Annotated in this window: 12 protein-coding genes; 10 read left to right on the plus strand and 2 right to left on the minus strand. The window is 47.8% G+C overall.

The features are described from left to right. Positions 1–3 precede the first annotated feature (3 nt). From hisD to hisIE, 6 genes are read left to right on the plus strand one after another with little or no spacing between them, the layout of a single operon-like run. Positions 4–1,230, plus strand: a complete 1,227-nt coding sequence (gene hisD / locus AOA63_RS16775) for a histidinol dehydrogenase (protein WP_053960935.1) — start codon at positions 4–6, stop codon at positions 1,228–1,230. Next, the gene (hisB, locus tag AOA63_RS16780; RefSeq protein WP_053960936.1) at positions 1,227–1,811 is read left to right on the plus strand and encodes an imidazoleglycerol-phosphate dehydratase HisB; all 585 of its coding nucleotides are present in this window, start codon (positions 1,227–1,229) and stop codon (positions 1,809–1,811) included. The genes hisD and hisB overlap by 4 nt, the downstream gene beginning before the upstream one ends. A 4-nt stretch (positions 1,812–1,815) precedes the next feature. After that, on the plus strand, positions 1,816–2,451 hold the full coding sequence (hisH, locus tag AOA63_RS16785; RefSeq protein WP_053960937.1) for an imidazole glycerol phosphate synthase subunit HisH: 636 nt from the start codon (positions 1,816–1,818) through the stop codon (positions 2,449–2,451). Further along, on the plus strand, positions 2,420–3,127 hold the full coding sequence (locus tag AOA63_RS16790) for a HisA/HisF-related TIM barrel protein (protein WP_053960938.1): 708 nt from the start codon (positions 2,420–2,422) through the stop codon (positions 3,125–3,127). Before hisH ends, AOA63_RS16790 begins: the two co-directional genes overlap by 32 nt. A 1-nt stretch (position 3,128) precedes the next feature. Beyond that, positions 3,129–3,887 carry an imidazole glycerol phosphate synthase subunit HisF gene (hisF, locus tag AOA63_RS16795; RefSeq protein ID WP_053960939.1) on the plus strand — a complete coding sequence of 253 codons (759 nt, stop codon included), beginning with the start codon at positions 3,129–3,131 and terminating at the stop codon, positions 3,885–3,887. After that, positions 3,875–4,510, plus strand: a complete 636-nt coding sequence (gene hisIE / locus AOA63_RS16800; protein ID WP_053960940.1) for a bifunctional phosphoribosyl-AMP cyclohydrolase/phosphoribosyl-ATP diphosphatase HisIE — start codon at positions 3,875–3,877, stop codon at positions 4,508–4,510. The genes hisF and hisIE overlap by 13 nt, the downstream gene beginning before the upstream one ends. Here the strand turns inward: hisIE and AOA63_RS16805 are convergent. Beyond that, the gene (locus AOA63_RS16805; RefSeq protein WP_053960941.1) at positions 4,464–5,789 is read right to left on the minus strand and encodes a hypothetical protein; all 1,326 of its coding nucleotides are present in this window, start codon (positions 5,787–5,789) and stop codon (positions 4,464–4,466) included. The genes hisIE and AOA63_RS16805 overlap by 47 nt on opposite strands. Before the next feature lie 170 nt (positions 5,790–5,959). On the opposite strand from AOA63_RS16805, the gene AOA63_RS16810 reads away from it, so the two are divergent. Genes AOA63_RS16810 through AOA63_RS16820 form a run of 3 tightly spaced genes read left to right on the plus strand, consistent with a single transcriptional unit; the run spans position 5,960 to position 8,450 of the window. Further along, positions 5,960–6,355, plus strand: coding sequence for a hypothetical protein (locus AOA63_RS16810; protein WP_053960942.1), 396 nt, complete (start codon positions 5,960–5,962; stop codon positions 6,353–6,355). 6 nt (positions 6,356–6,361) lie between these two features. Continuing rightward, on the plus strand, positions 6,362–7,033 hold the full coding sequence (locus AOA63_RS16815; protein ID WP_053960943.1) for a response regulator transcription factor: 672 nt from the start codon (positions 6,362–6,364) through the stop codon (positions 7,031–7,033). Between the two features lie 4 nt (positions 7,034–7,037). Continuing rightward, positions 7,038–8,450, plus strand: a complete 1,413-nt coding sequence (locus AOA63_RS16820; protein ID WP_053960944.1) for a sensor histidine kinase — start codon at positions 7,038–7,040, stop codon at positions 8,448–8,450. A gap of 424 nt (positions 8,451–8,874) precedes the next feature. Here the strand turns inward: AOA63_RS16820 and AOA63_RS16825 are convergent, their stop codons facing one another. Beyond that, positions 8,875–10,125, minus strand: coding sequence for an MFS transporter (locus AOA63_RS16825; RefSeq protein ID WP_053960945.1), 1,251 nt, complete (start codon positions 10,123–10,125; stop codon positions 8,875–8,877). Positions 10,126–10,624: 499 nt separating this feature from the next. Between AOA63_RS16825 and AOA63_RS16830 the strand changes: the two genes are divergently transcribed. Next, positions 10,625–11,887, plus strand: coding sequence for an NAD(P)/FAD-dependent oxidoreductase (locus AOA63_RS16830; RefSeq protein ID WP_053960946.1), 1,263 nt, complete (start codon positions 10,625–10,627; stop codon positions 11,885–11,887).

Below are 11,887 nucleotides of genomic sequence, written 5' to 3' on the forward strand. Positions count from 1 at the left end.
AGGATGAATTCCATTCAAGAAACTGTTCGTCAAATTCTTGACGATATTAAACAGCAGGGATTACCTAAGGCTTTAGAATACACGGAACAATTTGATGGTGTTCGGCTCGAGCCTGATCATGTTTTAGTCGATGTAACAAGCCTCCCGGACCCGTCTTTGGATCCTGAGCAAAAAGACGCCATTGATTTTGCAGCCAATCAAATCCGCCGATTTCATCAAGCCACCAAGCCATCCTCGACCGAAGTGGATCCGGTTCCAGGCCTCCATTTAGAAGAGCGATTAGTGCCATTAAACCGGGTGGGAATTTATGTTCCTAATGGGCAATATCCTCTCGTATCCAGCCTATTAATGACGGCAATCCCCGCTCAGGTGGCCGGAGTCAACGAACTCATCGCGGCTATTGCCCCTCGTTCACCATTAGAATCTAATCCCCTTTGGGTTTATGCCTTAAAGATTACAGGCATCCGTACTGTCCTGCGTTTAGGCGGTGCTCAAGCCATTGCCATCATGGGTTATGGTTTTGACGGCTTTGCTCCGGTCGATCTCATTGCAGGGCCAGGCAACCAATTTGTCGCTCAAGCGAAGCAAGAATTGTTCCGGCAAAGCGTTGTGGGAATTGATGTGATTGCCGGTCCATCGGAAGTTCTGGTTATTGCCGGAGAGATTGACGAGAAAGAAGCCGAAGTTGCCGCATTGGATTTGCTCGCTCAAGCCGAACATGCGCCCGATGCCCATGCCTATTTCGTATCTTGGAATGAGGTAGCCATCAAGACCGTGCAAAGCATGGTTGCGCAGTGGACCACAGGTCATAAAGGCATATTAGGCCAAATTGATTGGATAACGGTGGACAGTCCTAAAGAGGCCATCCGTTTTGCCAACCAGGTTGCACCCGAACATTTGGGTCTCATTGGCCACGATGCTGAATCTCTTGCTGCTGACATCAAAACGGCTGGCGCGTTATTTGTCGGTTGGCTGGCTGGCCAAGCCTTAGGCGATTATGTCGCTGGTCCCAGTCATGTCTTGCCCACAGGCGGAACCGGACGGTTTTTGGGGGGATTGTCAACCCGAACCTTTATGCGACGCATGTCCATTATTGCCACAGATGATGACTTACCTGAAGAATTTCTACGTGCTGGGCAGGTGCTCGCATCTTTAGAGGGACTCAAGTTTCATGAACAATCGCTGCGCACCCGTTGGATACGAAAAGCGTCACAGGGGATCTCACAATGATGAGACAACAAGAAATTACGCGGGTGACCAAAGAAACGGAAGTACGGGTTCTCGTCAATTTAGATAGTCAATCCCCCACCACTATTGAAACCAATATACCGTTATTTACCCATTTTTTGACAGCCATGGCTAAACACGGACATATTGCCTGGCAAATCTTCGGGCATGGCGATGTTGAAGTCGACCCCCATCACCTCATTGAAGATGTGGGCATTGTCATGGGGCAAGCGGTGCGGGAAGCCTTAGGTGATATGCGTGGAATCAAACGCTTTGGCCAGCGTTATTTACCGATGGATGATGCTTTGGTCTTGTGCGCTCTCGATATCTCAGGACGAGGCGGATTATATTGGGCGGGACAGTTTCCGGATCGCCCCATTAATGGCATCGACGCTGAAGTCTGGCCCGAGTTCTTTCGAGCTTTTTCCCAAAATGGTGGCATCACCTTGCATCTTGTCTGCCAAGCAGGGCAAAATGCCCACCACGTTTATGAGGCCACGTTCAAAGCGTTAGGGCAAGCCTTATATGAAGCCATTCAATTAGGTCCAGATGGCGATGTACCTTCCACCAAAGGAGTGCTTTAAGCATATGGAGATTGCTGTCATCGATTATGGCAATGGAAATTTAGGCAGTTTGCTAGCGGCCTTAAGACGCCTCGGTCAACAACCGCGGGTGATAAGAGATGCCCACGATATTCAACCTGTGGATACGGTAATCTTTCCCGGAGTCGGTTCCTTGGCCTCTGTCATCGATCGGCTCAAGGATCATGGGCTGTTTAATTGGCTTAACGAGCTCTATGATGCTCAAACCCCAATCTTGGGCATTTGTTTAGGACTTCAATTGTTCTTCGATCAGGGGGCCGAAGGCGGAGAAGGACTTCATTGGATCAAGGGATCGGTTCCAGAAATTCAAGCCCCGATTCTCCCCCACATTGGTTGGAATACCGTTGATGTGACCCCGGATCCTTTTTTGTGGAAAGGCCTAGCAGCACCTTATACATTCTATTTCGTTCACACCTACCGCATTTTGCCTGAAGATCCATCCATTGTCCGTGGGTTTACCCAGTATTATGAGGAGTTCCCGGTGGCTATTGAGGCCCCTCCCTTGTATGGCGTGCAATTCCATCCGGAACTCAGCGGTGTAAAGGGTGCTCAAGTTTTACGTAATTTCTTAGAAATGGTGGAGAATCCTCATGGAAATTTGGCCAGCCGTCGATTGGCTTGATGGATATATGGTGCGTCTGGAACAAGGACAATATCACGCCGTAACTCGCTACAGCGATAACCCCTTATTAGTGTTTCAAACGCGCTTTGGACAATTGCCCCGCCGTATCCATTTAGTCGATCTCGATGGTGCCCGCACGGGACATTTTACAGCATGGAACTTATTGGAACAGTTAAGCCGTCATGATGTTGCGGTCGAAGTGGGCGGTGGATTTCGCGATCAAACATCCATTGAACAGGCTTTAGGTGCTGGAGCCCGGCGTGTTGTCCTCGGCACACAATTACTGCAAGATCCCGCCTGGGCGAAGGAACTCTTGACACGTTTCAGTCCCGACCAGCTTGTTGCTAGCCTCGATATTTCTCAGGGACAGGCCAAATTAGAAGGATGGACCAAAGAGGGAGGCAATGCGGTCGCACTCTGGAAACATCTTTATCAGTTGGGGTATACATTATGCAATGTCACCGATATTTCCCGGGATGGAACGTTGCAGGGCATCAATAGGGCCTTCTGGCAAGAGATTGTCGAGCACTATCCCGGCGATATTGGGGCAGGCGGAGGTATCCGCGCCGACCAGGACTTGATTGTGTTACAACAGTTGGGAATCCATCGCGCGGTAATTGGTAAGGCCTGGCTCAGCGGACAAATTGATTTATCGCAATGGGAAGGAGTGTTCTAGAGTGGTTAAACCTCGCATTATTCCCTGTCTAGACGTCAAACACGGACGAGTGGTCAAAGGCGTAAATTTTAATGACCTGCAAGACTCGGGGGATCCGGTAGAACTGGCCGTTAAATATTGTGAGGATGGTGCCGATGAACTCGTCTGGTTGGATATTATTGCCACAGTGGAAGACCAGGAATTAAGTCTTGACCTGATCCAAAGAGCCCGTGATTCCCTATCCATTCCGTTGACCGTCGGTGGCGGTATAAGATCTATCCGTCACGTTGAACAATTACTCGAACATGGTGCCGACAAGGTGTCTATCAATACCTATGGTCTTGAAAACCCCACGATTCTAGAGCAAGTGGCGACCCGTTGGGGTGAACAATGTCTGGTCGTGGCGATCGATGCTAAGCTCGAGGGCGACCACTATCAAGTTTATGTTCACGGAGGTCGCACGCGTACCCGCTATGATTTGGGATCATGGTTAAAACAAGCCGAAGATTTAGGAGCAGGAGAATTTCTTCTAACAAGCATTGACTATGATGGCACGCAACGGGGTTATGATTTGCCTATGCTCCGTTATGCCCGCCAAATCGTTCATCGGCCCGTCATTGCCTCAGGAGGTGCCGGAAGCATTGAACATTTGGCCGAAGCCATTGAGGAAGGACAGCAGGCGGTCTTATTAGCATCATTGCTTCACCAAAAACAACTAACCATTGGCGAAATTAAAGCAGCTTTATTTGAGAAGGGATTGGATATCAGGTGGCCGTTATAAATGAAGCAGGAAAAATTCTTTATCCCGTAGTCGTTCAAAGGGCTACGACCCGCCAAGTTTTAATGTGTGCATTTGCCGACGATGAGGCGCTAGAACTGACACGCAAGACAAAACGAGCGCACTTCTACAGCCGTTCCCGCCAGAGTCTGTGGGAAAAGGGGCTAACCTCCGGAAATTATTTAACTGTAGCCGAAGTGCTGCCCGATTGCGATAATGACAGTTTTCTTTATGTCGTGACCAATGATAATCCCGCCTGCCACAGAAATACCGCATCGTGCTTTGATAATAGCCCTGGGTCCGAGGATGGTCCCAATCCCCTGGCTCGGCTCTATCAATATATTCGTGAGCGTCAAAATGCGGATCCAGAGCACTCGTATACGGCCCAACTGTTACAAGGACCACTAGAACGGTTGTTAAAGAAAATTGGCGAAGAAGCTATCGAGGTGATTGTGGCCGCTGCCACCGATTCTCATACGGAGGGGGCCGACTTAGTGTGGGAAAGTTGTGATTTGTTATATCACCTAAGTGTTCTCCTTGCCCGCTTCAATGTGTCGTTACAGACATTGGACCAGGAGCTTATTCGCCGTCATGAATCGTCATCCCCTGAGGCTCTCGAACCATAATCCGAACCACGGCCGGTAACCATGCACTATGAAACGGTTTATCGGAAAGCCATGGCTTATAGGCCCAAACCATGCGCAAACCTGCCGGTGATAGACTGACCAGCGCTTCATCTTCAATAGCTTGCCAGAATTGATAGACGTCGCCCAATTTCCGTGCGAGATCTACCGCGTCTTTTTCATTATGATCGGTCAGGGCTTGCCACAATTCTTGTTCGTCACAATGATCAGAGTCCTCAAGAGTTTTTCGGGTTAATGTATCCAGGCCTCCTGTTGTTGGCTCCAAATAGGCCATTGATACCGCTAAAAACCATCCCCATGCCCCCCAAATGGCTAGGCGCTCATCTTGCTCAGAACAGGCAAATCGTGAGATGCCCAGCCAATCGGAAAGGGCTAACAGGTGTCGGGAGAACTGATCACTGTGATGGATGGTAGGACTGAGTTGTATTAGCTGGGCCGATACTTCGATTAAAAGTGCTGCAAGCCGCCGGTTACTAAGCCCCGACGTGCTCCTTGCTATCTGGTCTAATAAGGCCCCGGTGATGTCTTGGGTATAACAAGTCAAGAGATTTCCGGTCAGAGTGTCAGACCGTGGAAAAGACTGAATAATGTCGAGGACATATTTTACGGGATCCCAAGCCCGAACCCCGCTTGACTCAGTTTTCGGCACAAGCGGCGTCACACGGTGAGAAGAGGAGACCCATTGGGCTTGGGCCCGCGTGGCCAAACGGAAATCCGGAACCTCAAGGATGGGCGGCCACCACTGTCCCAACTGGACACTAATTTGCCACAATGATGGCAAAAATGTCAGGACTGGCTGCGGCATGCCATGTGGTAAAGTTAAGGCCAAAACCGATTGAGGACCAGAAAGACGCAGTTGACGCTCAGTATGCCACTCCGCCAACCGCAGCGAACCCGTCAACCAAGCCGTTTTGAGATCTCCCTGTCCCGAGGTTCGTAAGGTATTTCGAATGCGTTTTTGCCCGAGCATGACTAAGGCCCTTTGAATCAGACGGGTCACAACGGCCCACCCCGTAGTGCAAGAGCTGGTATTGAGACTCAGTAATGCTCTTCCCATGTCGATGCGTTCATACAGCATATCGGCATTTTCACGGACACGGGGACTGACCACAAACTGCCATAAAGCCCGTGATAACTCGCTCAATGGAAGATTATGAGTGCGCCAATGACGAATCCAGTCATTGACTTCATACACAGACAGCTGGTCAATTTGATCCACAAGCGATACGCCAATAGATCGCCAGCTTTGGGCGAATTTCATGAACAGGCCTCCTTGGCTTATCCGCGAAAAAACGCGTGCAGTACTTTTTATTGTACAAGGCTCTTAGGGTACAGGGGAAATTTCAAGGACGAAATCTAGACACTTTTCTTATAACAAGGCACAATAACGGTAAGCACATGTCTTGAGTTTATAAAAAAGGGTGAGAAACTATGGCATTCTTACGTTCGTGGGGCTATGCGAAAGACCGACCACTAACATCATATCAGGAACAACGACTAAATGAACTGTTAGACAAATACCATGAAGTGCAACACGAGAATTTTGTTGACGAGCTTGATGTCACACAAGCGCTTATTGGCCGTGCCATTCCTTTTAGTGAATTAACAGTCCAAGAAGCGAATAAAATCGCTGCGCACCTTAATGTCCGCATCGCCTTACACACCTATTTTAGTGAATACCTACCGTCGCCCCCACCGGATTTTGCCCAGGAAACCGAATGGCTTAACAGTGACCGGCCTTTATTAAACCGGGTTATTGCGCGTGCCGGATGGGATACCGGAGAATATTTCTTATCGCCATATCCTTTAGACAAGGAGTCAGAATAACACGGTATGGACACACACCGCATTCTCGTTGTTGACGATGAAGAAGTTATCCGGGATGTCTTACAAATCGGGTTATCGCATCGGGGCTTCCAAGTTCTAACCTGCCAGGATAGCGAAGAAGCCTTGCAAAAGGTCGGGAGTTTCAAGCCGCATGCAGCCGTGATCGATGTGATGATGCCAGGGGAGGATGGCTTTCAATTAAGTCGTAAATTACGCCAAGACCCCCATCTCTTCATTCTATTGCTGACCGCACGTGATGCGGTGTCCGATCGCATTTTAGGTCTCGAAGGGGGCGCTGACGATTACGTGATCAAGCCTTTTGATTTTGACGAATTAGTCGCCCGCCTTCGAGCGGGGCTCAGACGAGTCCACCCAGATCAAAATCATGATCTGAAGTTCGGCCCCCTAAAAATGGATGATGCGAGCCATAAAGTGTTTTTGAATGATGAACCGGTAAACTTAACCGCCAAAGAATATGAGCTGTTACGCTATTTATTGCTAAATCCCGGTATTGTCCTGTCCAAAATACAAATTTTGCAACATGTATGGGGTTATGATTATCCTGGCGATGATAATTTGGTTGAAGTCCATATATCAAGCCTGAGAGAAAAGTTACAAGACCGGGCGAAAAAACTGATCCAGACCGTTCGAGGATTTGGCTACCGGCTGGGAAGTTAGTTCCATGGCGCAAAAGACTTTAACCGATGAACTCATTGGACGACAAATACTACTTTTAGCCATCTTGCTCATAATTATTGGAATTAGCCAATACTTGGCATTGCGATTTGTCCTCTTCCATTCTGAGGCCCGTTCGCTCCACCAAGAGATTACGGTTTTGGCGCCCATCATCCATCACGCCATGATTAAGCATGGCGCCCTCAATTTCCATTCATTAGCCAATTTATTGGTGACACGGCTTCAGTCTCCTGGTGTGGACGTTATTATTACCAACCGTTTTGGCTTGCTTATCGCCAGTTCATCCCCCTTCACCACACAAGTCGTTCCGCCTTTGGACGTCACGCACACATATTTTCTATGGCACCACCATATTGTGGTCGATGCCCCTTTGGGTTCTTTGGCCCATCCTTCGGGCTATGTTTGGTTATTAGCGGCAACCAATTCCTTAGACCGGATATTAGTCCGGGACATAGAACTATTCGCATTCCTCGGGTTTTTGTCCTTAGCCATTACCGGTTGGTTGGGATCGCTATCGGTCAAACATAGTCTGGTCCCCCTCAAACAAATTCGTGATAGCACGGTCCGAATTGCTCAAGGAGAAATTGGCCATACCACAATGTTGAAAAATCCTCCCAAAGAACTCGGAGAATTAGGCGACGCTATTAATGTCATGTCGTTAGCCATAAAAGATTTGCTCGATCAAGAAAAAATGCTGTCTGAGCAAATGCGCCGATTTGTCGCCGATGCTTCCCATGAATTACGAACTCCCTTAACAGCACTGAATGGATTTCTTACCTTAATGTCTGAAGACAATCTAACCGAAGAAGAAATCCAACGGGGATTTCAAGCCATGCGACAAGAAGCTCAACGCATGGCGCGCCTTGTCAACCAGTTATTAACGCTCTCGCGCCTCGACACCGCACACGAAACAGCTCTTTCTATGCATCCGATTTCGCTAGAAGAATGGCTCAATAGTTGCATGCCGCTGATTGAACGTCTAACGCGCGATCATGCTCTGCAAATCGTGACATCTCCTGTGGTGGTTGATGCCGACAAAGACCGTTTAACCGAAATGCTGTTAAACCTCGTCGAAAATGCTAGTCGCTATACACCACCAGGTTCGACGATTATGATCCGCATCAAGCGTGACGGTTCCCAGGGACTAATTGAAGTCATCGATGACGGACCGGGAATCAACGAGGACGATTTGCCACATATTTTCGATCGGTTTTTCCGTGGGGATCCTTCACGTACCTCGAAATCGGGTGGCAGCGGATTAGGACTTAGCATTGTTCAAGCACTAGCGCATGCCATGAATGGCCAGGTCGAAGTGTTTAATCGAACACCACCCGAACATGGAGCCGTCTTTGTGATCAAACTGCCTCTGTCATCTCAAGAATGTCCCGATGATAACTAAGACTGCATTCCTATTTTCAACAGCGTTGAACTCATCATCACCAGTGATTTCTCATACCCGCTAATATTCCAAAGACCATGTTATTGGGGATGAAACTCCCTTATCAATCTTCACAGTGTTCATGGCCAAATGCCCATTTCTCTTTGACTGCTGCCTCTATACACAAAGACTGACACCCTGACATCGTGTTCATGCCCCCTTTGGCGCAATTCTGGCCGCATTTCCACACACATACCGATATTTTCCAATGGGCCCTTAGCCATGGTGCAACTTTCCGCATAATTCGAATTGGCTTGTGACTCGTCAAAAACCTATTGCCATTTTGCCGTAAACAGCCCAAAACGTGACGGAAAGCCAAAGACCCTTCCACGTTGACGATAATGAACTGCGACAAGGTGGAAGGGTTTTGGTAGATACTTCGCCGCTATCCCGCAAGGCCCTCAGAATCACGCACTTGCCGTTTCATCAGGAATTCTTTGCGGGCTTCTGTTGCCATAATACCCATGCCCACAAATTGAATGACTCCGATAAGCCAAAATCCCCATCCAATGTGTCCCCGGCTAATGACGAGACTTAAAGCCAGAGGACCAAATGTGCCGGAAAGATCAAATGACGATTGCGCAATGGTATTGGCGGCCACGAGAAGGTGGCGGTCAACACTACTCGCAATCCGCATGGAGACAAGAGGAAATAATACGGCATGCGGCCAAGCCAACAGCCAAAATCCTATAAGAAACACAATCAAGGATGGAGCCCATCCCATCAATCCTAGACCCACTCCGCCAATGCCTAAAGACCAAAACATCCAGGTCGCTTTGCGTTCGAGTTTTTTCTGACGAACGAAACGGGAGACGACTAGACGTCCTAGTAACGACGCGACAAAGAAACTTGTTAGCACCAATTCAACCAAGCTATAGCTTAGTCCAAAACGGTCCTTAACGTCCAAACCTCCATACGACATCGCCGCGGCAAACGATAAATTAAACAAAAACAATGACGCGAAACTCCGCATATACGTGGGATTATGGACTAAATCTGATAGGGCTGAACGTAATTTAAAACCTTTAGGTTTTTCATCCCTTAACAACCGTTGCTGAAACCGGCGATAATTGAAGACCATAACGCCTAATCCAATCAACGCAAATGTTAATAACAGCACGTATAAGCCTTTTAAGGCCACATGCGTCAAAATCAACGTACCTAAAATCGGTGCCACAACCAAACTCGTGGACAGCGCCAAGGAATAGTAACTCAGATTTTTTTCACGGTCTTCTTGGGGAGATAAGGCGCCCATAAGTGAAAGCAAATGGGGCATGATAAGGGCCGTAGACACCCCCGCCAGCGCTACCGCTAACAAAAATTCCACAAAGTTGTGGCTAAGAAGCACGCCGGAAATAGCTAATGTCAATAATACAAATCCAACAGTCATTACCCGCGGTACATCATGCAAATTCACACGTGCGCTGTAACCAAAACGCACCATCATGGTTACCACAGCATATACTGAAGTGGTCAGACCCACTTCAGCGAGTTGCGCTCCCAAAGAATGGGCATACAAAGGATTATTGGATTGCATCATCGATGAATTAGCGCGTGCCAAAAAGGTTAAGATCAGGATTAAATATATGACCGCCGAACTTTTCGAGGCCAGATTAAGATTCCAACGCCGCTTCACCGATATGTCACTTCCTTTCGTATTATCTTTTTTTGTGTTGTCAGTTTTATTTGACCATTGTTTTTCCTTAGGTCATAGACTGACCGACTAGTCTTTCCCGTTCATATCGTTCTGTTCTCTCGTTACCCGTTCTTATCTAGTTCGTTCCCGTTCTTTCCCGTGCAGGGTCATAAAGCGGGAAATTGTATAACCTTCTTTAATGATATTGTCATGCCGCACAAATACACCAATATTCTAAACAGCCATTAGCATGATACTGCTTTTTTCATTATATGTATGTAGTTTTTTTTTACTATTTGTGATACTTTTCCTAAATGGTTTCAACAATGGCTATGCCTCTTAATCATATAGCTCATTATGACTAGTTGTATAGTGGAACAATTTAACCTTTTCGTTTACAACATTGCTTCGAAAGTACGATAGAGAGCCCCATAGTACATGATTACCATTAATAACGATTTGAAACACCGGTCTAACCGGAATGTAAGGAGGTTTAATCATGGGCAAACCACATGTTGTGGTTCTTGGTGCGAACTTTGCCGGTTTAGGTGCCGCGCAAAAGATTCGTGAATTCGCCAAAGACACCGTGGACATCACAGTAATCGACCGCAAACCGTATTTACTGTTTGTCCCCAATATCCCCTATGAAGTTTTTGAAAACCGCAATCCCATGCTTTCCCTACACATGCCCGTTGTCGATGCATTACATGAAGATAACATACGCTTCATTCAAGGTGAAGTCAAAGCCTTGGATCCAGATGCACAAACGGTGGAATTTGTTCCGACGGAGCGCGTCGGTGCAGCCGTTGAAAAAATACACTACGATTATGTAGTCGTAGCTATCGGAGCCCGTTTAGCGTATGATAAAATTGAAGGTTTTGCTGAATATGGACATACCGTCAGTGACACCTTCTACGGGGAAAAGCTACGCTTATTCTTACAGAATGAATACAAAGGAGGCCCGGTCGCAGTCGGATCGGCCCGTTTTCACCAAGGCACTATGACCAAAGACCTCGTCCCCACGGCTGAAGCCGCCTGTGAAGGACCGCCTGTGGAAGTCATGCTGTCCTTTGGACACTGGTTGCAAAGCCATGGTCTTGGAGGCCCTGAAAAGATTACGGTATTTACGCCGGCCGAAATCATTGCGGAAGATGCCGGTGTCGGAATTGTTAACGCTCTCTTAGGCATTGCCAGCTCCATGGGTTATCACTACATGAACAATACCAAAGACATCAAACGCATTACTAAAGATGGTATTGAATTTGAAAATGGGCAATCGCTTGAAGCCGAACTCAAGATTATCTTCCCTGACTGGCAAGCTCATGACTTCATGCGTGGATTACCCATTTCTGACGACCAAGGCTTCGTGTTAACCGACATGACCACGAGAAATCCGAAATACCGCAACGTTTTTGCGTGTGGTGATGCCGCAGCGGTAACAGTGCCGAAGTTAGGAATCCTTGCCCACATGGGTGCAGAAACCGTTGGTAAGCAAATTGCCATGGATATGGGTCGCATGTCTCCTGAAAAAGCCAATGTCCCGATGCACTTTGTTGTGAACTGCATTGGTGATATGGGTGGTAACCAGGCCTTTGCTATCAACTCTGACACCTGGTATGGCGGCACCAAGTCTAGCTTAAAGATGGGACATATCCCATTCTTAATGAAGATGCAGTACAAAGAGATGTTCTTCCGTACCAAAGGCAAAGTGCCTGACTGGGGAATTCCTGCGGCAGACTTCTTGATTCAAAAACTCAGCTAA

It is taken from the genome of Sulfobacillus thermosulfidooxidans (assembly GCF_001280565.1).
GTDB classification, from domain to species: domain Bacteria; phylum Bacillota; class Sulfobacillia; order Sulfobacillales; family Sulfobacillaceae; genus Sulfobacillus; species Sulfobacillus thermosulfidooxidans_A.

Coding starts and splice junctions, on each gene's coding strand:
- hisD (WP_053960935.1), top strand. CDS start 4: ATGAATTCCATTCAAGAAACTGTTCGTCAAATTCTTGACGATATTAAA.
- hisB (WP_053960936.1), top strand. CDS start 1,227: ATGATGAGACAACAAGAAATTACGCGGGTGACCAAAGAAACGGAAGTA.
- hisH (WP_053960937.1), top strand. CDS start 1,816: ATGGAGATTGCTGTCATCGATTATGGCAATGGAAATTTAGGCAGTTTG.
- AOA63_RS16790 (WP_053960938.1), top strand. CDS start 2,420: ATGGAAATTTGGCCAGCCGTCGATTGGCTTGATGGATATATGGTGCGT.
- AOA63_RS16805 (WP_053960941.1), bottom strand. CDS start 5,789: ATGAAATTCGCCCAAAGCTGGCGATCTATTGGCGTATCGCTTGTGGAT.
- AOA63_RS16810 (WP_053960942.1), top strand. CDS start 5,960: ATGGCATTCTTACGTTCGTGGGGCTATGCGAAAGACCGACCACTAACA.
- AOA63_RS16815 (WP_053960943.1), top strand. CDS start 6,362: ATGGACACACACCGCATTCTCGTTGTTGACGATGAAGAAGTTATCCGG.
- AOA63_RS16820 (WP_053960944.1), top strand. CDS start 7,038: ATGGCGCAAAAGACTTTAACCGATGAACTCATTGGACGACAAATACTA.
- AOA63_RS16830 (WP_053960946.1), top strand. CDS start 10,625: ATGGGCAAACCACATGTTGTGGTTCTTGGTGCGAACTTTGCCGGTTTA.